The 22,963-nt window shown below is 49.8% G+C and carries 17 protein-coding genes and 2 pseudogenes; 13 read left to right on the plus strand and 6 right to left on the minus strand.

Going from position 1 to position 22,963, the window contains the following annotated elements; genetic code table 11:
* Nucleotide 1 precedes the first annotated feature (1 nt).
* Together uxaC and CW734_RS04740 are read left to right on the plus strand one after the other, a co-directional pair.
* On the plus strand, nt 2–1,411 hold the full coding sequence (gene uxaC, locus CW734_RS04735; protein ID WP_101192138.1) for a glucuronate isomerase: 1,410 nt from the start codon (nt 2–4) through the stop codon (nt 1,409–1,411).
* A gap of 26 nt (nt 1,412–1,437) precedes the next feature.
* Nucleotides 1,438–2,274, plus strand: a complete 837-nt coding sequence (locus CW734_RS04740; protein WP_101189648.1) for an SDR family oxidoreductase — start codon at nt 1,438–1,440, stop codon at nt 2,272–2,274.
* A 108-nt stretch (nt 2,275–2,382) separates the two neighbouring features.
* Here the strand turns inward: CW734_RS04740 and CW734_RS04750 are convergent.
* Nucleotides 2,383–3,839 (minus strand): annotated as a pseudogene (locus CW734_RS04750) (amidase family protein).
* Nucleotides 3,840–4,119: 280 nt separating this feature from the next.
* On the opposite strand from CW734_RS04750, the gene CW734_RS04755 reads away from it, so the two are divergent.
* Nucleotides 4,120–6,882, plus strand: coding sequence for a M14 family metallopeptidase (locus tag CW734_RS04755; RefSeq protein WP_232787155.1), 2,763 nt, complete (start codon nt 4,120–4,122; stop codon nt 6,880–6,882).
* Nucleotides 6,883–7,071: 189 nt separating this feature from the next.
* Here the strand turns inward: CW734_RS04755 and CW734_RS04760 are convergent, their stop codons facing one another.
* The 3 genes from CW734_RS04760 to CW734_RS04770 form a co-directional block, all read right to left on the minus strand.
* Nucleotides 7,072–7,710, minus strand: coding sequence for a peptidoglycan-binding domain-containing protein (locus tag CW734_RS04760; protein WP_180956278.1), 639 nt, complete (start codon nt 7,708–7,710; stop codon nt 7,072–7,074).
* 81 nt (nt 7,711–7,791) lie between these two features.
* Entirely contained in the window at nt 7,792–8,244 is a 453-nt protein-coding gene (locus CW734_RS04765) for a VOC family protein (RefSeq protein ID WP_101189653.1), read from the minus strand.
* Between the two features lie 120 nt (nt 8,245–8,364).
* Nucleotides 8,365–9,141 carry an MFS transporter gene (locus tag CW734_RS04770; protein WP_101189654.1) on the minus strand — a complete coding sequence of 259 codons (777 nt, stop codon included), beginning with the start codon at nt 9,139–9,141 and terminating at the stop codon, nt 8,365–8,367.
* 45 nt (nt 9,142–9,186) lie between these two features.
* Here CW734_RS04770 and CW734_RS04775 point away from each other — a divergent pair.
* Nucleotides 9,187–9,519, plus strand: a pseudogene (locus CW734_RS04775) (serine/threonine protein phosphatase); the annotation flags it as partial.
* Here CW734_RS04775 and CW734_RS04780 read toward each other — a convergent pair.
* The gene (locus tag CW734_RS04780; RefSeq protein WP_157824120.1) at nt 9,498–10,346 is read right to left on the minus strand and encodes a CPBP family intramembrane glutamic endopeptidase; all 849 of its coding nucleotides are present in this window, start codon (nt 10,344–10,346) and stop codon (nt 9,498–9,500) included. The pseudogene CW734_RS04775 and the gene CW734_RS04780 overlap by 22 nt on opposite strands.
* 227 nt (nt 10,347–10,573) lie before the next feature.
* Here CW734_RS04780 and CW734_RS04785 point away from each other — a divergent pair, with 227 nt between their 5' ends.
* The 4 genes from CW734_RS04785 (at nt 10,574) to CW734_RS04800 (ending at nt 14,653) form a co-directional block, all read left to right on the plus strand.
* Nucleotides 10,574–12,052, plus strand: coding sequence for a flavin-containing monooxygenase (locus CW734_RS04785; RefSeq protein WP_101189656.1), 1,479 nt, complete (start codon nt 10,574–10,576; stop codon nt 12,050–12,052).
* Between the two features lie 146 nt (nt 12,053–12,198).
* Nucleotides 12,199–12,714 carry a YfiT family bacillithiol transferase gene (locus CW734_RS04790; RefSeq protein ID WP_101189657.1) on the plus strand — a complete coding sequence of 172 codons (516 nt, stop codon included), beginning with the start codon at nt 12,199–12,201 and terminating at the stop codon, nt 12,712–12,714.
* A 310-nt stretch (nt 12,715–13,024) separates the two neighbouring features.
* Nucleotides 13,025–14,251: a DUF819 family protein gene (locus tag CW734_RS04795; protein WP_101189658.1), complete on the plus strand. Its 1,227-nt coding sequence runs from the start codon at nt 13,025–13,027 to the stop codon at nt 14,249–14,251.
* Nucleotides 14,252–14,374: 123 nt separating this feature from the next.
* On the plus strand, nt 14,375–14,653 hold the full coding sequence (locus CW734_RS04800; protein WP_101189659.1) for a toxin-antitoxin system YwqK family antitoxin: 279 nt from the start codon (nt 14,375–14,377) through the stop codon (nt 14,651–14,653).
* Between the two features lie 76 nt (nt 14,654–14,729).
* Here CW734_RS04800 and CW734_RS04805 read toward each other — a convergent pair whose 3' ends face one another.
* Nucleotides 14,730–15,779 carry an aromatic acid exporter family protein gene (locus CW734_RS04805; RefSeq protein WP_101192139.1) on the minus strand — a complete coding sequence of 350 codons (1,050 nt, stop codon included), beginning with the start codon at nt 15,777–15,779 and terminating at the stop codon, nt 14,730–14,732.
* Nucleotides 15,780–16,020: 241 nt separating this feature from the next.
* Between CW734_RS04805 and CW734_RS04810 the strand changes: the two genes are divergently transcribed.
* The 5 genes from CW734_RS04810 (at nt 16,021) to CW734_RS04830 (ending at nt 22,772) form a co-directional block, all read left to right on the plus strand.
* A complete protein-coding gene (locus CW734_RS04810; RefSeq protein ID WP_101189660.1) occupies nt 16,021–16,821 on the plus strand; it encodes an ABC transporter ATP-binding protein in 801 nt (266 codons plus the stop codon).
* The gene (locus CW734_RS04815) at nt 16,814–18,460 is read left to right on the plus strand and encodes a hypothetical protein (protein WP_101189661.1); all 1,647 of its coding nucleotides are present in this window, start codon (nt 16,814–16,816) and stop codon (nt 18,458–18,460) included. The genes CW734_RS04810 and CW734_RS04815 overlap by 8 nt, the downstream gene beginning before the upstream one ends.
* A 246-nt stretch (nt 18,461–18,706) precedes the next feature.
* On the plus strand, nt 18,707–20,977 hold the full coding sequence (locus CW734_RS04820; RefSeq protein ID WP_101189662.1) for an excinuclease ABC subunit UvrA: 2,271 nt from the start codon (nt 18,707–18,709) through the stop codon (nt 20,975–20,977).
* A gap of 181 nt (nt 20,978–21,158) precedes the next feature.
* The gene (locus CW734_RS04825; RefSeq protein ID WP_232787156.1) at nt 21,159–22,007 is read left to right on the plus strand and encodes a tryptophan-rich sensory protein; all 849 of its coding nucleotides are present in this window, start codon (nt 21,159–21,161) and stop codon (nt 22,005–22,007) included.
* A gap of 96 nt (nt 22,008–22,103) precedes the next feature.
* Complete coding sequence (locus tag CW734_RS04830; protein ID WP_101189663.1) at nt 22,104–22,772, plus strand: type 1 glutamine amidotransferase domain-containing protein; 669 nt, start codon at nt 22,104–22,106, stop codon at nt 22,770–22,772.
* Nucleotides 22,773–22,963: the final 191 nt, after the last annotated feature.

Raw genomic sequence — 22,963 nt, forward strand, 5'->3', positions numbered from 1 at the left:
CCTGATGAAATTTATGGATGAAGATTTTTTACTGAATAGCAAGAGCGCGAAGATCCTCTATCATGAGTACGCAAAAGATCTTCCTTTATACGATTTTCATTGTCATTTGAGTCCGCAACAGATTGCGGAAGACCATCGCTTTGAAAACATTACCGATGTCTGGCTAAAAGGCGACCATTATAAATGGAGAGCGATGCGCGCATTTGGGATCGATGAACAATTCATTACGGGAAATGCCAGCGACAAAGAGAAATTTCACGCATGGATCCGCACGGTGCCGTATACGATGGGGAACCCTTTGTATCACTGGTCTCATCTGGAGCTGAAAAAGTATTTCAACTACCACGAAGTGATTAAAGAAGAAAACTGGGAGACGTTGTGGGAGCAACTCAACGCAGTTGTTCAATCCGATGCGTTCTCGGTGCAGAAGTTAGTAAGAGATAGCAATGTCAGAGTCATTTGCACTACCGATGACCCGGCTGACAATTTGGAATATCACATGCAAATTGCTGCAGATGCGAGTGTTGAAGCGAAAGTGCTGCCGACATTCCGCCCGGACAAAGGCCTTGCCATTTCTGCTGACGGATTCACTTCCTACATTCAAGAGCTCGGAACATCAGCTCAGCTGGCTATTCATAACTATGCCGATTTCTTGAAGGCTTTAGCTGAAAGAGTCGACTATTTCCACGAGCACGGATGCCGCATTTCGGATCACGGCTTTGAGTATTTGCCATATCAAGAAACTCACTTTGAAGAAGCTGCAAGTATTTTCGAAAAAGCGTTATCTGGCGAAAAGACTTCCAAAATAGAAGAAGAAAAGCATAAAACGTTTACGATGCAGTTCCTTGGCGAGCTGTATGCGAAACACGATTGGGCAATGCAATTGCATATCGGGCCATTGCGCAATAACAATACTCGGATGTTTGAGCAGGCGGGCGCCGATAGTGGCTTCGATTCCATGAATGATTTTGAGTTGGCGCGCCCGCTCAATCAATTTCTAAACAGCTTGGACCGAAAAGAAGTATTGCCAAGAACGATTATCTACCCGCTCAACCCGGTCCATTTTGAAATGGTGGCCAGCACAATCGGCAATTTCCAATCAAGTGAAATGAAAGGGAAAATTCAATTTGGTTCCGGGTGGTGGTACAACGACCAAAAAGATGGCATGATGCGGCAAATGAAAGAATTGGCCAATGCCGGGTTATTGAGTCTATTTGTCGGCATGTTGACGGATTCGCGCAGTTTCCTGTCCTTTACACGCCACGATTATTTCAGAAGAATCTTGTGCCAATTGGTCGGAAACTGGATCGAAGAAGGGGAAATCCCGGCGGATTATGAATTCGTCGGCCAGATGATTCAAGATATTTCTTACCACAACGCAACACATTACTTCGCTATTAATTTGGACTAATATCAGTCTGGAAATGAGGGTGCTTTATGATTCCTATCCACAAAAATTTAACTGGGCGTGTAGCTGTTGTTACAGGGGGCAGTGGTGTCCTGTGTTCGGAAATGGCGCGTGAACTTTCGCGGCAAGGCATGAAAATCGCGATTCTTAACCGTATCGCTTCAAAAGGTGAGAGTGTAGCCAATTCCATCATTGAAGCAGGGGGACAGGCGCTTGCGTTGCCAGTCGACGTGCTGGATCGTGATTCACTGGAAGAGGCAAAACAACAAATCCTAGAGAAATTCGGGCGGATCGACTTGCTTGTCAACGGCGCAGGCGGTAATCATCCTGATGCGATCACGGCTCCTGAAACCTATGATGAAAAAGCCGTGGGACAATCCTTTTTCGATTTGGATGAGCGTGGCTTCTCCTCGGTCTTTTCACTCAACTTCACGGGGACCTTTCTGGCTTGCCAAGTATTTGGGCAAGAGTTGTTGAAAAGTGAATCGCCGGCAATTATCAATTTATCATCGATGAGTGCCTATGCACCACTAACGAAAATTCCAGCCTATAGTGCTGCTAAAGCATCCATCAACAGCTTCACGCAATGGCTGGCAGTGCATTTTGCAGAAACAGGCTTACGCGTCAATGCAATTGCTCCAGGCTTTTTCTTAACAGATCAAAACCGAGATTTGTTGATGGACAAAGACGGAAACCCTACAGCACGTACAAAGAAAATCCTAGAAGCAACGCCAATGAACAAATTCGGCGAACCCGAAAACTTGCTTGGAGCCTTATTGTTTTTGGCGGATGAGTCGTACTCATCGTTCGTGACAGGAACAACAATGGCAGTCGATGGTGGATTCATGGCTTATTCCGGAGTATAAAAGCGCTAACCTGCTAACAAGTTAAAGCTCTTATAAAAACACCCTTCGCTGAAACGCCGGCAATATGCCAAGCGCTAAGCGGAGGGTGTTTTTATGTGTCTATAAAATTCAGTGCGATTCCAAATCCGGTACAATCCGTTTCTGCGTCGCTTGTTCATAGGAAAAAGCCAGTTCAATCAAGCGCGATTCGCTGAATGCCTGCGCACTGAACGTCACACCAACCGGATGTCCGCTGCTCGTGTAGCCGGCTGGAACAGTAATGGACGGATAGCCCGCTTTTGCAGGCATCGCCGCGCCGCGGTTGTTTTGGAAGAGGAGCGCATCGAGTTTATGTTGTTGCATGACATGGTCGATGCCTTCAGTCGTAGAAGAACGCCAATCGATTTCGCGGTGCTCCAAGTAAGTCGCGTCGTTCGGATCGTCGCTTAAGTTTTGCGCTTTCTCCAGTTCTGCCTGGCCGAATTTCATGCGGCGCTCGGGCTCTTGTTTGTTGAAGGCGATGACGTCAGCGAGTGATTTGACCGGTACGTCATCTGGTGTAGTAGCGAGATAGTCGTTGACACCGCGCTTAAATTCGTACCATAAGACATCTGATTCAAACTCCTGTTGGGAATCGTCAATTCGACGACGGTCGCGGCGAGTGCTTTGATTTGCTCGATTGCTGCGTCCATAATAGCGCGTTCTTCCGGTGCTTCATTGTTTAAAAACGATAAGTCGACGCCGATGCGCGCGCCTTTCAAGCCGTCTGTTTTCAGATGCGGCGTGTAATCGGTGAGTGAGCATGCTGCGCTCCCGAGTGTTGCCGGATCTTGTTCATCGACGCCGGTCATCGCGCCTAAGAGAATCGCCGCATCCGTAACGGTGCGTGCCATCGGTCCAGCGGTATCCTGGCTTTCAGAAATCGGGATAATGCGCGAGCGGCTGATGAGCCCGACAGTCGGTTTGATGCCGACGATGGAATTGGCGCTTGATGGGCTGAGGATCGAGCCCGACGTTTCGGTACCGACGCCGACCACCGCGAAGTTCGAGGCGATCGCAGCACCCGTTCCAGAACTCGAGCCGCCGACGTCTTCTGGTTCGAAGACATCGATGCCATACGGATTTTTCACTTGGCCGGCGAGTGAGCTATAGCCGCTCGGGCCGTCTTGCGACATGAAATACGCCCATTCACTCAAATTCACTTTGCCGAGAATGATGGCGCCGGCGTTTCGCAGTTGCTTCGCTACAAAAGCATCTTCATTCGTGAAGTTGTGTTCAAGTGCGATGGCGCCGGCAGTAGTTGGCATAGAGTCTTTCGTTTCGATATTATCTTTCACCAATACCGGAATTCCGTAGAGCGGTCCTTGCTCAGTCTGTCCGCGTTTTTCGTCCAGCTCGGCTGCGATTGCCAACGCGTCTGGATTGATCGCCCGGACGGAATTGATTTTCGGGCCGTTTTGATCGAGTGCTTCGATTCGGTCAAGATAGGCTTGGACCAGTTCGACGGAGGTCAGTTTTTGGTCACGGAAGGCTTGTTGGATATCTTCAATGGTCGCTTCGATCAGTTTGAATGTGCTTGTTTCCATAGGTAGGCTCCTCGCTAATTAGATGTACTTTCTTTAATTGTACATGAATTCCTAATTTTGCATAAAGTTTTGGTTCGTGTCCCTGTGCACGACACAATTCTCCGGGTAAAAACCTTGTTGTGGAAGGGTTTATATGTTGAGACGTCCCTGTGCATCACACAATTAACTGGAATAAAGTCCTATTTTTAAGAATTAATCCATTTACCTACTTCGGATTACGAAATATTCTGTTATATTAGGAGCTAGTAATAAAATTATGCAATGAAGGGATGTTATGTGGATGAAAAAAGTTTTTGCAGGATGGCTCTCGGTCGTGCTGGTATTGTCAGCGTTTGTGCCGACAATGGCCGCAAATGAAACGGGGGCTAGCGCGACTGACCAACCGACTGCGCTTGAAGTGAGCCGTTCGGTCTTTTCACTGACCGAAGCGCGCACTGTCGAAGTGTCGGCTGATTTAGGCGAAGGGGTCGACTTGGAAGATGTCGAATTCCAGTTTGGCGGAAAGCCGTTGTCTGAATGTCAGCAATGGACAGAAGGCCAAAGCTACAATGGCGACCCGTTCATCACCGTCGTTGAAGAGCCTTCTTTTGAGGAAGGCACTAACCAAATCACTGCGGTGCTGGAATTCGGTCTGCTGTACGGGACGGATGATTTGTCCAACCGGACGATCCGCACGCAATACCAGCAATTTATCGGTGATTATGAATTGGCGCTAGTTGATTCGGCAAGCGGCGAAAAAGCGGCAGCGATCGTCGAATTGAACGTCTACGATGAGTTCAAGTTTTACGATGAATTAAAACCAGCGATTGATGATATTTTTGAAGCCGCTGAAGAAGATGCGGACAACGATCGCTACCTCGAGTATCAGACCGTCGGCAAAACGGTGGAAGGGCGCGATATTCATTTCGTCATTTTGGCTCGAGATGAAGCAGCGGTCGATCAGTATTTGAATGAAACTTTGCCGACTGCACTCGAAGACCCGGAAAGCTTAATTGAAAAACTTGAGAACGATACGATGGGCGATTACCAAGTGCCGATCTGGTTCAATAATATCCACCCGGACGAAGTGGAAGGCGTGGATGTGCAAGTCGAGTTGTTGGAGAAATTCGCTTTGGAAGACGAAGTGAAATTCATGAATACAGATGGCGATACGGAATTCGAAGAGAATTTGAACGTCGACGAGGTTTTGGACGATGCGATTTTCCTTTATATGTTCACGAGCAACCCGGACGGCAGAGTGGCCAACACGCGTGCGAACGCCGAGGGCTTTGACTTGAACCGTGACAATGCGTACCAGACGCAAGTGGAAACGCAGCAAGTCAATGAAGTGCTATCGAAATGGACGCCACTATCATTTGTGGATTTCCATGGCTATGTGGACGGGTTCTTAATCGAACCGGCAACACCGCCGCATAACCCGAACTTTGAGTACGATCTGTTGATTGACAATATGATGGAACAAGCGAATGCGATGGGCCAGGCGGGCATCGCCAATTCAGAGCTGACATCGTATTTCATTGCCAAAGACGGTTATGGCTCCGGTTGGGATGATATGACGCCAGCGTATACGGCGATTTACGCGATGCTGCACGGCGCGCTCGGCCATACAATCGAAGTGCCGACATTGAGCCAGGACGGCTATAATGCGTTGGTCGGCAGTGGCCTTGGTGCGGCAAATTATGTGCATGACAATAAAGACCAATTGTATAAAGAGCAATTGGAGATTTTTAAGCGCGGCGTGGACGGGGAAGATAACCGTGCCGTCGATGAATACTACGTTAATGCGGCGGGTGAAGTGATCGGCCGCGACCGCGGGGATAATGAAAACTTCTTCCCGGATTATTACGTGATTCCGACAGATGACAAGAATCAGAAAAATGCGTTGGAAGCGTATAAGATGGCGGATTATTTGATTCGCAACGGCGTGGAAGTCGAGAAGACCGTGAAACCTGTTGAGGTGGACGGTGTGAAGTATCCGAAAGGCACATTCATCGTGCCGATGGACCAGGCGAAACGCGGCTTGGCGAATGCCATGCTTTATGAAGGCGATAACGTCTCCGATTGGGATGCGATGTATGACCCGATCGTCGTCAACTTCTCCGATTTGAGAGGCTTTGATCTGGAAGAAGTTCGTACGGAAGATTTGTTCGATGGGAAAACTCAAGAACTTGAAGAAGCGGTTGTTCCGACAAGCACAATAAAAGGCAACCCGCCGAAACAGATTCTCGAGAATTCTACGAACGATGCGATCCGCGTCGTCAACGCGTTACTCGCTGACGGCAAAACAGTGGAAGTGCTGACGGAAAGCAAAGGAAAAGCAGAGGCAGGCGATTTCGTCGTAGCGACGAACGACCTTCGCGCGTATGCCGATGATTATTATTTTGAAACGCAAGTGTTCGGCAACGGCAAAAATGCCGAAACCGAAGTGCTGGAGCAGCCAAGTGTTGCGGCAACCGGTTCTGCGCAGCTGAACTTCTCGTTACGCCAGCTTGGCTTTGAACTGACGGACGCTGCAGATGCGGATGTCATCGTCAGCGATGGCGGTTCATTTAATGCAGCACAAGTCACCGGCAAAACCTTTGTCGGGATCGGTGCACCTGCTTTGAATGCAGTGAGTAAGAGCGGCTTACTTCCAGGGTTTGCGTATACAAGCACCGGAAGCCGACACGAAGGACTCGTGAAAGCAGACGTCGCAGAGCATCCGCTGACGGCTGGATATGAAGAACAAGAAAACCTTTATGTCACAACAGGTTCGTGGATCTCTGGCGTTCCTGAAGGCTCAGAAGTGCTCGCAAGCTTCCAGGACAGCGACGATTTCTACCTCGCCGGCTGGTGGCCTGGCTATGAACAAGCACAAGGCCAAACGATGGCCATCACGGCTGAACAGGGAGAGACGACGTTTAATTTGTTTGCCAACTCTCTAGCATTCCGCGCTCATACCGAGCACAGCTACCGCTTCCTCGCGAACTCGATTTACGATGCAGTGAGCGTTGAAGCTGAAGTGGTAGAGAAGGGGAAAGGAAAAGGGAAGAAGAAGCAGTAGTAAATGTCCCTGTGCACCACACAATTCTCTAGGTAAAAACCTTGAGATAGCGGCGTTTGTGTGACGTGGCGCCCCTGTGCACGACACAATTTTGGGCGTGCGAAACGAACCCGTTCTAGAAAATACAATAAGACCTGCCGATCCGAATATACGGATTGGCAGGTCTTATTCTTTTGGCGAGCATGTTTTCTAATATTCTCCGTACAGTGCCGTCCACGTATTGACGCCGACAATGCCATCGACTTTCAAGCCTTTATCCGCCTGGTATTGCCGGACGTTCCGCTTGGTTTCCGGCCCGAAGATGCCATCGACCGAAGTATTCAGTCCGTACTCGTTCAATGTCCATTGGAGCAGTTCCACTTCGATGCGTTTGCTGCCTTCACGAAGGATGAACTGATGCTCCGGTGCGATCGCCATCAAATTCTTCAGCCTGGCGGGCAGTTCATTGTCGTCGGCAGGTGGTTGGTGTTCGGCATAAATGGCGACCCATGTATTCATGCTAACGATGCCGTCGACTACGAGGCCTTTATCTTGCTGGTATTGCCGGACGTTTCGGTCGGTCTTTGGCCCGAAGATGCCATCGACTTCCGTCTTCAATCCATAGTCGTTCAATGTCCATTGGAGCAGTTTCACTTCAATGCGGTTGCTGCCTTGGCGCAGCGTGAATTGATGCTCCGGGGCGATATCCATAAGGTTCTCGAGGTTTTCGGGCAGCTGGTCTTCTGTTGCGGCAGATCCATGGCTTGCGGCAGTAGCCGAATCAAAGGACAGGGGAAGCGCAGCGAATAACCCGAATGCCAGAAACAGTGGAAGCCAAATTTTCTTCATGGCGGATTCCTCCCGAATGGTTAGTTGCCTCTTGTATACCCGCTTCATTGTAAATCGCAACGAATAATAACAGAGTCACATTTATTTATTCCCGAGTGGTTCCGCGAGACCGATGAGAATCCCTTCAGGTCCACGGATATAGCAGAGCCGGTACGCGTTTTCGTACTGCACGACTTCGCCGACGAGCTGGGCTCCGTGTGTCGTGAGCCGGGCGATCATTTCATCAATGTCACTGACCGTGAACATGACGCGCAAGTATCCGAGCGCATTGACCGGTGCCATGCGGTGATCTGCAATAACAGTCGGTTTGAGAAAGCGCGATAATTCAATCCGGCTATGGCCGTCGGGGGTCACCATCATCGCAATCTCTACTTGCTGGTCGCCAAGTCCCGTGACGCGGCCAGCCCATTCGCCTTCGATCATGCCCTGGCCTTCTAGCTGCAGGCCGATTTCTTCGAAGAACGCGATGGCGTCATCCAATGATTCGACCACGATGCCGACATTGTCCATGCGGAGTAATTGATTATTCTCCATGAAAAAGTCTCCTTTCTTGTGAATAGTGATGGTTCATATCCATTCTCTTTAAATCGGTGGATTCCTTCCAAATAAAAAACGGGAAAGATGCCGACGAAGCACCTTTCCCGTTTTTATTACCTAAACAGATTTACTCGGCTGCCCAGCGGTTTCCTGTGCAGAAATCGGATGGGCAGTCGTTTTAATGAAAATAAACAGCAGGCCAATCGCCGCGAATGACAGAAAGGCGATCGGGTAGGACATGCCGTCGATCAAGACACCTGCCGCGATCGACCCGAGCGACTGTCCGATGCCGAGCGAGAAGAACGACAAGCTCACGCCGACAGAAGGCGTATCCGGGAAATGGCGTGTGCCCCAGACGATGAATAAGCCGGTCATGAAAATGAATGAAATGCCGAATAAAATCGCTGATAGGAAAATGGCGGCAGAGTGCTGGATGGTCAAGGTGACAAGTGACGCGGTCACGACTATCACGCCCAGGCGGTAAGACCAGCCGAGCCCGAGGCGTTGAATGATGGTCCCGGCGATGCCGCCGATGATGCCGGCAGCGCCCATGACGATCCAGAAGACCATGCTTTCCGTTACCGAGAAATCGTGTGCTTCGGTCAGGTAGCTTCGTGAAAAGGTCCAGTAAATGGAGGAACTGAAGCCGATGCCGATTGCCGCGAGAATCATAAAGCGCGCTTGGCCGAGCAGGCTCAGTTTGAACTGGCTGCCGGTGGATTCTTCCGGCTCCTGTTTCGGGCGATCGATCGAACGCGCATTCCACCAAAATGTCAGAAAGGCGAGCAGAGCAAACAGCACATAGCCCCAACGCCACTGTTCAGCAAATGCCAATGCGACAGGGCCGCTCGCGACGACGCCGACGCTCGTGCCGGTATTGATCCACGTTATGATTCTTCCATAGAAGGCATGAAGCTTCCGGTAACAGAGCTATTTTGGGAGCATATCGAGTTTTTAAAGGATACGGATTATTACTATGAAACGGATGGCTATATCTTCGTGCACGCAGGCGTTCAGCCGGGCATTCCGGTTGAAGAGACAGATCCTTATTTATTAATGTGGATCCGCGATGAATTTCATCGAGGCTACGCAGGCGATAAGAAAATCGTCTTTGGTCACACGCCGACGTTTAATCTGAGAGGGTCGAATGATACGAGCGTTTATTTTGGCGACAACCGCATCATCGGCATCGACGGAGGCGCGGTGTATGGCGGGCAATTGAATTGCTTGGAGCTGCCGGGTGAGCAGGTTTATTTTGTGAGGAAAGAATGAGATGTGCGTTTGTTCATAATGAGCTGTGTCCTGCGCTTTGAATAGCGAGGGCATTTTTTTATTCTGTAGTGCCTACTTTGAAGAACCGTGCTGGCAATCAGCGCAATGAGGTTCGGCGCGGCTTTAGTATACAGGTCGTTGACGCTCGTCACCGTCAGCCATTCCATAAATGAGGTGTTGGCGAAGGCTTGGTACACGGCGAGTGTGTTGTTGGCGCTATGCAGCAAAATGGGCGCCAGCAAATTGCCGGTTTTGACATACAGGATGGACGCGATGACCGCGAACAGGAAGGCGCCGAAAAAATTAAGGTGAAAGACAGCGAAGATCAGGCTCGTGATGCCGATGCCTTTCCATAAGCCGAATACATCCATCAGCTGATTCAAAATGACGCCGCGGAAGACGAATTCTTCGGCGATCGGCGCAACGATGGCGACGATGAAACCGGTCGCGGCCAAGTACCAAACGATATCGGGGAGGGGCTGCGGGGTGAGGAAGAGATTTACGAGGGCAGGCGCTGTCGCCATGAGCCCGCGCAGCAATAGCCAATAAATGCTCATGGAAAACACCATAAGCAAGAACGTAAGCCCGGCAATCGGCAGCAGCCAGCGGGCGATGCCGCGGAAGAAGACGACCTGGCGCAGTTTTACGCCGCGCTTTTGGAAGTAATAGCTGCAAATCCATCCCGGCAGGACGATATAGAAAACGAGCAGCATGACAATGCTGTTCAGGAATGGGTCGGCGGCAGCTTGCAACAAGAGAGAAATCGAGACGATGGATGCGACTGTCATCAAACCGAGAACAAACCGTGGCTTCTTTTCCCTGACCATCCTCATCGCCGCCTTTCATTAAGGTGCAGAATGAATGATATTTTGACTTTATAGTAGCATGATTTTGTGCAGAACAAGAAAACTGATGGAGTGCAATTCCCGAATTTCGGGAGTTCTTTGTTATGGGTTAGGATATTCCGTTAAATAAAGGGACAGTTAAGTGATGTACTGAAATGAATAGAATCATTTAAAAGGCTGATAGCGATTGTTTGGAGGGGGAGATGAAGATGGAACGTCAACATCAGGCAAAGAGAATCCGAAAAGCCAAAATCATCGTGATCGGTACCGGATTTTCCGGCATTGCAGCCGCCGCGCGCCTCTTGCAACAAGGCGAGCGCGATCTGCTTATTTTGGAGCGCGGCCATGATGTGGGCGGCGTTTGGCGGGACAACCAGTATCCGGGTTGTGCATGCGATGTGGAGTCGCATCTCTACTCGCTGTCATTCGCTCCGAATCCTGGCTGGAGCCGGAAATTTTCGCCCCAAGCCGAAATCCAAAGCTATCTGCAAAAATGCGCGGCTGAGTTCGGGCTCATGCGTCATATCTGTTTTCATCACGAAGTCCAGCGCTTGGATTGGGATGAGCCGACCCGCGAATGGCTGATCCAGACGAACATGGGGGAATTTGCTGCCGATATCGTGGTAGGCGCGGTAGGGGCGCTCAGCCAACCTTCCATTCCTGAACTTGAAGGTATCGAACGGTTTCAGGGCGAGGTGTTTCATTCGGCGCAGTGGCCGGCGGATTTCGACCCGGCAGAAAAACGCATCGCAGTTGTCGGCACGGGTGCTTCCGCTATTCAATTCATTCCGCATATCCAGCCGCAAGCGGGGCTTCTCCACGTGTTTCAGCGCACGCCGGCTTGGGTCATTCCGCAACAAGATAAAGCCATCAAGGCCGAGCGACAGCAAGCCTATCGCAGGTTCCCCGTTCTTCAGAAAATGGCGCGGTTGAACATTTACACGAAACGTGAGGCGATGGTTTTCGGTTTCCGTCATCCAAACTGGTTGAAAGCGGTAGAGAAGCTAGCCGTCAAACATATGAACGAAGCAATCAAAGATCCGGCTTTGAGAGCGAAACTGACGCCTGATTACCGGATTGGCTGCAAGCGGATCTTGCTGTCGAATAGCTATTATCCTGCACTGGCAGAATCGAATGTAGAAGTGCATACGACCGGCATAACAAAAGTTGTGGAAGATGCCGTCATCGATGCACAGGGCAAGCGCATTCCAGTAGACAGCATCATTTTCGGCACCGGATTCCAGGTCACGGAGTTCCCGATTGCTCGGCACATTTACGGCCGGGCAGGACATTCGTTGAAAGAAGAATGGAATGGCAGTCCGAAAGCATATCTCGGCACCACCATTACCGGCTTTCCGAATTTATTTCTGATTCAAGGGCCGAACACAGGGCTTGGGCATACGTCGGTTATTCTTATGATCGAAGCGCAAGTGAATCATCTGCTGAATGCGTTGAAGTACATGAAGCGCAGGCGGCTCGAAATGATTGAGCCGAAAGTGGGCGCTCAAGAGCGGTTTGTTGAAGAAACGGATCGATTGATGAAAGGAACAGTCTGGACTTCCGGAGGCTGCCGCAGCTGGTATCTCGATCAAACCGGCAGAAATTCGACGCTATGGCCGGGAACTACGCTGTCGTTTATGAAAAAAGCGGGCCAGTTTAACAAGGAGGATTATATCGCCACTAAGTAAGGAGGATGTCGCGTTCGCTGTTTCGACTGCAAGCCGGGATTTTGGATTTGGGGCAAACTTGGTTATTTTCTGGTTTAAAATGGTATGTTGATAGGACTGTTGGAAATATATCATTCAACAAATACAGATAAAAAGGGGTTAAACAAATGGACGTGAAATTTCCGATTGGGCACATGCAAGTTCCGGAACAAGTAACGAATGAAGATGTCAACAATTGGCTCAGGGAAATCAATAGCTACACGACGCGGCTTCGCGAAGTGGTGGATTCCTTGAAAGATGAGGACTTGAACAAGACTTATCGAGAAGGCAGCTGGACAGTCCGGCAGCTCGTGCACCATATTGCGGATTCGCAATTGTCTCTCTATCAGCGCCTGAAAATGGCATTGACGGAATACCAGCCGACCGTGTCTGAGTTCGACCAGGACAAATGGGCGTATCTGCCGGATAATCGCCTGCCGGTGGAAAGTTCGATCCGCATACTTGAAGGGCTGAACGAGCGGATTGTCGCGCTCGGGAACTATGTGACAGGCACGCAATTGGAGCGCGTCTTCATCCACGAAACAGACGGGGAGGTTCGCGTCGCTGAAAACCTCGCGAAGCTATCCTGGCACGAAGAGCATCATCTGGCGCATATTCGGATCGCGTTGGGTATGGAGCTTTAGTTTTCCGCTTTTCTTAGTTGTCCCTGTGCATCACACAATTCCAGGGACGAGATTGTTGAAATAGCAGGGTTTCAGATCTTGGATGTCCCTGTGCGTGACACAATTTAAACGTGAAAAGGCCGTGCCGGGAACTGCTGAGTTTCCGGCACGGCCTTTTCTGCGTTAGAGCAGAAGTATGTGCTTAATTGCAAGACTACTCGACATAATCTGACAATAATAGGATACTGGAAGATGAAGATTTCAATTTAAACACAGCTTGTGCGCACGAGTCAGGAAGACTTGAGGTGCAGCGAGCGAAGGGAGAATACATATGGAGAATTCATTAATCCAGGCAGATGATCTGCTGACATTATGGGGCATCATCGTTATCGTCGCGGCGATGAGCATTGTGCTCGAGCAGAAGTACAGCTGGGCTGGGAAGATTTCCGGCGCTGTCATTGCGCTCGTTTCTGCCATCATCTTATCGAATATCGGGATTATCCCGACGGCGTCGCCTGCGTATGATGCGGTGTGGGCGTTTATCGTGCCGCTCGCAATCCCGCTGTTGTTGTTCCATGTGAACTTCAAGAAGATCTGGAAGGAAAGTGGTCGCATGCTGCTGATTTTCCTGATCAGTTCGATCGGGACGGTCGCCGGGACGATCCTCAGCTTCTTCTTGTTAAAAGACACGATTCCGTTTCTCGACCGTATCGGCGGCATGATGAGCGCCTCTTATGTCGGAGGCGGTGTTAACTTTGCGGCGATGACGGCGAAGTTTGAAGCGCCGGAAGATTTGGTGTCCGCTGCGGTCGTTGCGGATAATTTGATGATGGCGCTCGTGTTCATCACGTTGATGGCGATTCCGACATTCGGTTTCTTCCGGAAAACCTACCCGCATCCGCATGTTACGCAAGTGGAGCGGGAAGCTGGCGCGAACGGCGGCAAGACCAACGCCGAAAACTTCTGGAAGCGCCAGGATATTTCCTTGAAAGATATCGCCATGTCACTCGGGACGGCGTTTTTCCTCGTGGTGGTTGCGACGAAGATCGCTGAGTTTTTTGCCGGCATCATTCCGTCCGGAGAAGAAGTCGGGTTCGGCTGGAACTTGCTAAGCGGCTTGATCGGCGACCAGTATTTGGTGCTGACGACTTTGACATTCCTTGCGCTCGCCTTGTTCCCGCGTTATTTCGATGGCATCAACGGCAGCCAGGAAATCGGGACCTTCTTGATTTATTTATTCTTCGTGGTCATCGGTATTCCGGCGTCCATTCCGTTGATCGTCCAAAACGCACCGCTATTGTTGGTCTTTGTCGCGGTCATTGTGATCGTCAACTTGACGGTATCGCTGACGGCCGGGAAATTACTGAAGTACGACCTGGAAGAGATTTTATTGGTCGTTAACGCCAACGTCGGCGGCCCGACAACCGCGGCTGCAATGGCGATCGCCAAAGGCTGGCGCGAACTGATCGGACCGATTTTGGTGGTCGGGACGATTGGCTATGTGATCGGCAACTATATCGGCACGACGCTTGGATTGTGGTTTGCGACGATGATGTAGTGTGGTTGTGTCCCTGTGCAAGACACAATTTCGGGAGTGAAATAGCTGCAGTGGAGGCATTTCGGGTGCGATGCGTCCCTGTGCGTGACACAATTCAATCATCCGGGAGGAGTGGAAGCAATCATGGACGAGGAAAAATGTGATGTGGTGAAACCAAAGGGCGTGAAGGAAAAGAAGCTCGAAGTGATCGATGGCTATACGATCAAGTACCACGCCAATGGAAAAACGATATGGTCGAAAGGAAAAATCGTTGACGGGGAGCCAGAGGGTTACTGGGAATGGTACCGGGCTGACGGGACATTGAAACGCTCAGGCCATTTTGAACAAGGCGAACCGGTAGGCGAATGGATCACGTATGACAGCAAGGGCGAAACGTATAAGGTGACGAATCGGGATAGATAGTGGCTCTGTCCCTGTGCGCCACACAATTCAATCGAAAAAGCCATGGCGAAATTCCGCCACGGCCTTTTTTCATTTCTTATGATTGTTCTGCTTCCTGCACGGCTTTTACGCTATTCGGATCGAAAAATTTATCGACCAAATCGTAGATGGTGATGAGTTCGTATAGAATCGTGAATTCTGGAGGGAACAGAGTTGGGTGAAGTGCGTCATCTGCTGGCACACGTTTACTGTTTTCCCAAAACAGATTGGTGATGCTTTTCAATTGCGCTTGGTGTTTTTCGTGATCGAAATTGATGGAATGCCGCAAGTCGTCTGCAAGTGCCATAACGGCATCCATAATGATTTCCCGCTCGGCTTTTGTCCACTGGATTTGTTGGAACGGGGCGCGAAGCAAAGCATTCAAGTGGTATTCGAAGTTATCGAGAAACAGCAATTGCCGTTCCGCCATTTGAAGTTCGGCTTCGCGGTTGCGGACCCAAGGGTATAGGCTCGCTTCGTCGCGTTGAAAATGTACCAGTTTCTCGGTCTTACGGATTTCGGTCGTCAGCTGCTTCACGATCTTTTGATCTTCCTGAAGATTTGCATCTCCGTCGAAGAGGATAGTGCGGAAAGTATGTTCAAGCATGCTTCCGGCACGCCCGCTGATACCGTGGATGCTTTTTAAGATAGCGGTGCTGTAATTTGGCGGGAACACAAGCATATTGACGGCGGTCGAGACGACCAGGCCGATTGTTGTCGTCCCTAAACGGATGAAGAACGAGAACAGGAAATTGTCATGGATGACTTCCACCATCGCGACAGAGGTTAATGTCGCAACCAGCAAGCCGGCATGTAGATTGAGCCGGAAACAGACCAGGATCGTGGCGACTGCGGCAAGCGTATAGGTAATCGGGGAATTCCCGAACAAGGTGATAAAGAACACGGCAAAGGCTGAACCGATAGCCGAAGCAGGGAAGCGGACCAACCCTTTTTTTATCGAATCACTGACGGTCGGTTCGATTGTCACGATCGCTGTGATGACCGCAAAGACAGGCGGCCAGTTAAACCATAGACAAATCGTGGCAGTCAAAAAGATGGCCAACCCGGTTTTTACTATTCGACTGCCAGCGAATTGAAAGGATCGCATCATATCCAGCCACTATCTCCTTTGCGTAGAATTTCTGTATTTTTAGTATATCATTCGTGTCGAGTGTCCCTGTGCACGGCACAATTTAGCAGGTGAAAAGCTTATACTGCCAGGCTTTCGTCATGTAAGTGCCCCTGTGCACCACACAATTCAAGTCGATTTCCATTAAATCGGTAAAAACTCCCAAATCACTTTAGTTGAATGTTAGAATAAACACATAATTAGCGTGAGGGGTTTTTAGATGACTAGAGAAAACGATAAGGTGCTAACAATTCACAATCTGACGATGAATTATGGTGGCAAAAAAGTATTGAATGGAATCAATCTTGAAGTGGCGAGAGGCGAAATCATCGGTTACATCGGGCCAAACGGTGCGGGCAAAAGCACGACCGTGAAAATCATGCTCGGGCTGATCGATGATTACCAGGGGCAAGTGGTGATTTTCGGGCAGGATATTTCGTCCGGCGATCCATCTTACAAAAAGAAAATCGGTTATGTTCCGGAAAATGCGGAAGCCTACGATAATCTGACGGCGATGGAGTATTTGGTGTTTACCGGAGAACTGTATGGCATGGACCGGGACGCTGCGCAGTCGAAAGCAGAGCGGCTGCTGGGGCAATTCGAATTGCGGGATGTCGGCCATTCCCGGCTGTCTTCATTTTCAAAAGGCATGAAGCAAAAAGTGCTGATCATCGCGAGCTTGCTTCATGACCCGGATTTATTGTTTTGGGATGAGCCGCTCAGTGGGCTTGATGCCAATAGTATGATGGTCATCCAGGAAATCCTGGCGCAATTGGCGGCTCAAGGGAAAACGATTTTTTATTCGTCACATATCATGGACCTCGTGGAGAAAATCAGCAACCGCATCGTTCTGCTGGTAAAAGGGGAAGTGGTAGCGGATGCGACGTTTGAAGAACTGAAGGAAATGAGTGAGGAAGGCTCGCTTTCCGGGATTTTCAATCAATTGACCGGCTTTACCGAGCACCGCAGCAAGGCCAAGGATTTTGTGTCGATCGTCCAGGGAGACGAGGAGTATGCGTGAATTCCAATCCTTGAAATTCCTTGGCGCATTTAAGGGTATTTTCACCCGATTTGGCGTTGATTATGCGGTGATGGAAAAAATACTGCAAATCAAATTGACGATGGACGAGCGGCGCGTGCCGACGATTTTCGGCGATAACGGCAAAAAGAAGAAAGAGGGCAACCAGTTCTTGAAGTCGTTGTGGGTCTACGGGCTTTACAGTTTGATCTTGATCCCGTTTTTATTGCTCGGGGAAAACTATATGTATCAATTGAGCCTCGTTTTTGGCATGATCCTATTCATCTTGATGACATCGATGATTTCCGATTTTTCCGTCGTGCTATTGGATATTCGGGATAAGAACATCATCCAGACCAAGCCGGTGAATAAACAGACTATCGCGGCGGCGAAAATCGTCCACATCATGATTTATATGACCTTTGTCGCCGGTGCTTTTACGACAATTCCGTTTCTGGTCGGCTTGTTCCGGCACGGCATTGTCTTTTCATTGATTTTCCTGTTTGAACTCGTGTTGACGATTTTATTGGTCGTCGTCTTGACGTCCTTGCTGTATTTATTCATCTTGCGCTTCTTCGACGGGGAGAAGTTGAAAGACATCATCAATTACGTTCAGATTTTGCTGTCGGTCGGAGTGGTCGTGGGCTATCAGGTGTTGATCCGGTCGTTTGAATTTGTTGATTTGAACATGGCGTACGCGTTCAGCTGGTGGCATTTCCTCATTCCGCCGCTTTGGTACGGGGCGCCATTTGAAGTATTCTTGAATGGCAATTCGTCGAGTCATTTCATCGCGTTCACGGTGCTCGCGGTGCTGGTGCCGGTCATCGCCATTTTCGGCTATGCCAAACTGATGCCGTCGTTTGAACGCAATCTTGAAAAGCTGTTGAGCGACACGAAAACCCGTAAGAAATCGAGGAATTGGCTGGACGAGGCGGGCGCTAAATGGTTATGCCGTTCGAATGAAGAACGCGTATTTTACCGTTTCGCTGCATCGATGATGAAAAAAGAACGTGAATTCAAACTGAAGGTGTTCCCGGTGCTCGGGATGTCGTTGTTTTTCCCGTTTCTCTTCATTTTCACCTATTCGGTGGACGGCGGCTTGGAAGAGATTTCAGGCGGCAATATGTTCATGTTCATCTATTTCTGCAATGTCATCATTCCGAGCGTCGTATTCATGCTGAAATTTTCGGAAGGCTATAAAGGCAGCTGGCTGTTCAGGGCGGCGCCGATTGAACAGGCATCAAGTGCCTATAGCGGCACCTTGAAAGCCTTTATCGTGAAAATGTATGTGCCGGTTTTTGTGTTCTTGTCCGTGATCTTCCTCTGGATTTTCTCGGCTAGAATTCTCCCGGATTTGGCAGCGGTGTTGCTTGGCGGTCTTCTACAAATATTAATCACTTACAGAATAGTGAACGAAGGTGAATTTCCATTCTCCACTTCCTTCGAATTTGCCCAAGAATCAGGCGGTGCGAAGATGCTGCTTCTGACATTGATCACCGGCGCCTTTATCGGCGCACATTTCCTCGCGAATGCTTTCGATTACGGTATTTATGTGTATCTCGTGGTGTTATTGCTTGCTGTAGGAATCGGCTGGCGACTGGTGTTTCCAAAAAGGAAGAAAGCGGCGGTGGCATTTGGGTAGCGATGTCCCTGTGCAAGACACAATTCGGAGGTCCCGTTCCTCGGTGTAGCAACATTTTGGTGACAGAACGTCCCTGTGCATCACACAATTTGACGCATCCGCGCTGGCGGATGCGTCTTTTTTGGTGTATTTCGATGAATCGTGTGCGCACAGGGACAAACTGTTTGTGTGAACCGGCCCGAAACAGGGAATGCTTCTATATAGTAGCGTAATCCCTTGATTGGATTGGAAAAGGAGAATGTTAACATGCCAGAAAAAAGAGATGAAATCATATTGCGAGGGCTTCGCGAAAACAATTTGAAGAATATCGATTTGAATATCCCGAAAGAGAAGATCAACGTCTTTACCGGCTTGTCGGGTTCGGGGAAAAGTTCGGTCGTCTTCGATACCTTGGCGACAGAAAGCAGAAGGCAGATGACCTTGAACTATCCACTGTACATCCGCCATCAGATGCCTAGATACGAGCGGCCGCATGCCGACTTGATGCAGCATTTGAGCCCAGTGGTGGTCGTGGAACAAAAGCCGGTCAGAGGCAATTCCCGTTCGACGGTCGGCACGTATATGGACATCGACCCGTTGATCCGGCTGCTGTTCTCGAGAATCGGCAGTCCGCCGATCGGTTCGGCGACTGAATTTTCGAGTGAAAGTTCGTTCGGCAACTGTCCGGAATGCAATGGCTTCGGGGAAGTCGTGACGCCGGATATTCACAAGCTGATCGACCACACGAAATCAATCCGGGAGTCCGCGGTGCGCTTCAAGCCGCTTGCGCCTCCTGGTTGGCAAGGCAGATGGATGAGGGACGGCGGATTGTTCGATCCCGATCTCCCCATCAAAGATTTCACGGAAGAAAAGTACAATCTGCTCGTATACGGTCCGCCGGAAGGAGAACGTGCATTTAGCACTTATTATTACAAAGAAGGCGATCGCGAAATCGAGTGGGACGGTCTGCTTCCGAGGTTTATTCGCTTGTACATCAACCGGGACCTGACGAAACTGAAAATCGTCTCCCAGGAAGACGTCTTGGCGTTGACGACGCGTACCCCGTGCCCGGTTTGTGAAGGTTCTGGACTCAATCCGAGAGTGCTGGAGTGCAAAATCAACGGCTTGAACATCGCCAATTATGCCCGTTTGGAATTGACGGAACTGCTTGGTGAACTGGAGAAAATCGACGACCCGATCGGCAAGTCGATTGCACAGCAAGCGCATCCGAGCGTAAAGCAGCTGGTCGGTTTGGGGCTCAGCTATTTGAGCTTGTCGCGCAAAATGGGCACTTTGTCCGGCGGGGAAGCGCAACGCGTGAAAATCGCACGCCACCTCGGCAGCAGCCTCAATAACATCACCTATATTTTTGACGAGCCGAGCGCCGGTTTGCATCCCGAAGAAATCAATATGTTGACGCATATGCTGGAAAGTTTGCGGGACAATTACAATACCGTCGTCGTCATCGAACACAATCTGGCGGTCATCAAGACAGCGGATGAAATCATTGAAATGGGGCCGGGCGCAGGCAGAAGCGGCGGTGAAGTGGTCTATCAAGGCGGGCAGGAAGGCTTGAAGAAAGCTTCCGCCATCACGGATTTGGACCACACCGTAACGGTGAATGAACAGCCGAGAACAGCTGAAAACACGTTTTCGATCAAAAATGCATCGGATAATAATTTGAAAAATATCAGCGTGGAAATTCCACAGAATGCCCTCGTCTCGGTGTGCGGCGTTTCAGGTTCGGGAAAAAGCTCGTTGATGTTTGGCGCATTTACCGGCAATTATCCTGAAACGATTGCGGTCGGCCAAGGCAGCATCGGCACGTCCAGCCGTTCGACGCTCGCAACGTACATGGGCATCATGAGTGACATCCGGTCGATTCTCGCAAAACAAACCGGACAGCCGGCGGGCTTGTTCAGCTTTAATTCACTGGGCGCCTGCCCGGTATGTGAAGGCAAAGGCATCACCACGCCGAACGTCGCTTTTGCGGATCCCGTGACGGTGACTTGTGAAGCATGCAAGGGCATGAGGTATTCAGATGAAGCTTTGTCTTACCGATATAAAGGAAAAAACATTGTGGAAATTTTGGAGTTGACGATCGACGAAACGAATGAGTATTTGGAAATGCCCAAAATCGTCAAAAAAGTGGATACGTTAAAAGATGTCGGCTTAGGCTATCTGACACTTGGGCAAACGACGGGCTCGTTAAGCGGAGGCGAAGTGCAGCGTTTGAAGCTCGCGAGCCACCTGAAAAAAGAAGGGCAGATCTATTTATTGGACGAACCGTCACTCGGTTTGCATACCCGAGACAATGCCCATCTGTTGGACGTCTTTCAAGCACTCGTCGACAAAGGCAATTCGGTCATCCTCATCGAGCACAACCTGAACTTGATCGCAGCGAGCGACTGGGTCATCGAAATGGGCCCAAGCGGCGGCAAAAAAGGCGGCGAAGTGCTGTTTGAAGGCACGCCGCAAGAGATGCTCGAAGCGGATACTTTGACCGCGAAATGGATGAGAGATGGTGTGAAAGGATAGAGCGGCAGCGTTCTGTCTATCCCTGTGCAAGACACAATTCGAGCACAAGAAACCTTGATATAGCAGCGTTTTGTCACTAGCACGTCCCTGTGCATGACACAATTCATCCGATTCATTCCAGGAAACCGTTTCACCGGCTGGCAAAAACGGGAAGGTAGAAAGAAAGAGGCACATATTGCCAGTGACTATTATCTTTCGGGAGGATGAACGCATCATGGATGAACGCACATTGAAGAAAACCCAACTGTTCACGATCTTGAACCTGGTTGCTTATTTCACGACGCTTGGCGTCAATTACCTCGGATCATCAGGATTCTTTAACGGCAACACGCAGAAAGACATTTCGGATAAATACATGACGCTCATTTCGCCGGCGCCGTTTACGTTTTCGATTTGGGGGGTCATTTATACGCTCGTGCTGGTGACGCTCGTTTATTTATTCATTAAACGAAAAGACGATAAGGTCAGCCGGCTGGTGCTGCTGATCTCACCGTTATTCATCGCGAGTTCGCTGTTTAATATGGGCTGGATTGTGGCGTTTTCGTATGAGGCGCTTGGCATCTCGACTTTGTTGATCTTGGGGCTATTGTTCTCCTTGCTGTTCATCGTCGAACGGATCTACAAGCATCGCTCCGAGTTTCCATCGACATTGGCAGGGCTTGCGTTCACGTTATACGGCGGCTGGGTATTCATCGCGACAATCGTCAACATCTCGCTGTTGCTGGTGCAATTGGAATGGAACGGTTTCGGCATTTCGGATTCGGTGTGGACCATCATCGTCCTCGGAATCGCCATCGCGTTTGTGCTGTTCTACTTGTCGCGCTTCAAAAACGCAGCGTTTCCGATTCCGCTCGCTTGGGCATTTTTCGGCATCTATAGTTCGTATGCGAACGGTCAGCTCGACCCGGCGATGGCTTCGGTCATCCAGGGCGTGTTAATAGCAGGTATCGTCATTTTCCTGGCGGCGGTCGTTTGGCGTTTCATTAAAAATGGCAATGCGCTGTTCTTGAAACAGCCAGCCCGTGAATAGAATAAGCACGGATTTGAGGGAATTGTAAGTTTGTTTAAATCCGAAAACATTCGGGAACAACTAGTGACAGAATGATTTTCAGAGGAGGAACTATCAATGGCTAAAGTATTAGCAGTGCTATCAAGTGGACATAAAGATACGGAGAACAATTACGAAACCGGCTGGTGGGCAGAAGAACTGTTCGCACCGATGGAAATTTTAAAGAACGCAGGACATCAAGTGGAGCTCGCTTCGCCAAAAGGCGGCAAACCGACGCTTGACGAAGTCAGCATCAGTGAAGAGTATGACCCAGAAGGCAAGTACAAGAAAATGTACGAATCCGGCCTTGCGGACAACACGAAAAAATTATCGGATGTGAACGCGAAAGAATATGACGCGATTTTCATCGTCGGCGGACACGGCGCGATGTATGACCTCGCGGAAGATGAAACGCTTCACGGCATCATCAACGCTGTATACGACAACGGCAAGATCGTGTCGGCAGTGTGCCATGGACCTGCACCGTTGATCTGGACGAAACGCCCAGACGGCCAAAGCATCATCGCTGGATTGGACGTTACTGGGTACCCGGAAGCTGTCGAACCTGAAGGTCTCCCGGAAATCCTGCCATTTAGCTTGGAAGGCAAAATGAACGAAGTGGCCAATTACACCGCAGACGAAAAAGTGGTGTGGGGCAATGAGCAAGTATTGACGGGCCGCGACCCATTTGCTTCTGAAGCATTGGCTGAGGAATTGGTCAAAGCATTGGATAACAAAAACAACTAAGTGATAGGCGACAACCGCCATCTCGATAAGCAAGGCTTTGCATCGTTCTCGTGCAAAGCCTTGTTTTTTTTATTTAAATGAAGATGCTCCTGCGCTAGCTTTTCGTGAAATCTTTTCTCAGTGCAAGATGAGCCGCAGCGAAGTTGTTTGAAGCAAGCAGGGGGAATTATTTAGGAGGCAGAGCAGGAATA

This window comes from Planococcus sp. MB-3u-03 (assembly GCF_002833405.1).
Classification (GTDB): domain Bacteria; phylum Bacillota; class Bacilli; order Bacillales_A; family Planococcaceae; genus Planococcus.

Excerpts from the sequence above, each read along its gene's own strand:
- CW734_RS04800 (WP_101189659.1), top strand. The coding sequence starts at position 14,375 with ATGGACGAGGAAAAATGTGATGTGGTGAAACCAAAGGGCGTGAAGGAA.
- CW734_RS04740 (WP_101189648.1), top strand. The coding sequence starts at position 1,438 with ATGATTCCTATCCACAAAAATTTAACTGGGCGTGTAGCTGTTGTTACA.
- CW734_RS04815 (WP_101189661.1), top strand. The coding sequence starts at position 16,814 with ATGCGTGAATTCCAATCCTTGAAATTCCTTGGCGCATTTAAGGGTATT.
- CW734_RS04810 (WP_101189660.1), top strand. The coding sequence starts at position 16,021 with ATGACTAGAGAAAACGATAAGGTGCTAACAATTCACAATCTGACGATG.
- CW734_RS04765 (WP_101189653.1), bottom strand. The coding sequence starts at position 8,244 with ATGGAGAATAATCAATTACTCCGCATGGACAATGTCGGCATCGTGGTC.
- CW734_RS04805 (WP_101192139.1), bottom strand. The coding sequence starts at position 15,779 with ATGCGATCCTTTCAATTCGCTGGCAGTCGAATAGTAAAAACCGGGTTG.
- CW734_RS04760 (WP_180956278.1), bottom strand. The coding sequence starts at position 7,710 with ATGAAGAAAATTTGGCTTCCACTGTTTCTGGCATTCGGGTTATTCGCT.
- CW734_RS04830 (WP_101189663.1), top strand. The coding sequence starts at position 22,104 with ATGGCTAAAGTATTAGCAGTGCTATCAAGTGGACATAAAGATACGGAG.
- CW734_RS04795 (WP_101189658.1), top strand. The coding sequence starts at position 13,025 with ATGGAGAATTCATTAATCCAGGCAGATGATCTGCTGACATTATGGGGC.
- CW734_RS04790 (WP_101189657.1), top strand. The coding sequence starts at position 12,199 with ATGGACGTGAAATTTCCGATTGGGCACATGCAAGTTCCGGAACAAGTA.
- CW734_RS04820 (WP_101189662.1), top strand. The coding sequence starts at position 18,707 with ATGCCAGAAAAAAGAGATGAAATCATATTGCGAGGGCTTCGCGAAAAC.
- CW734_RS04780 (WP_157824120.1), bottom strand. The coding sequence starts at position 10,346 with ATGGTCAGGGAAAAGAAGCCACGGTTTGTTCTCGGTTTGATGACAGTC.
- CW734_RS04755 (WP_232787155.1), top strand. The coding sequence starts at position 4,120 with ATGAAAAAAGTTTTTGCAGGATGGCTCTCGGTCGTGCTGGTATTGTCA.
- CW734_RS04785 (WP_101189656.1), top strand. The coding sequence starts at position 10,574 with ATGGAACGTCAACATCAGGCAAAGAGAATCCGAAAAGCCAAAATCATC.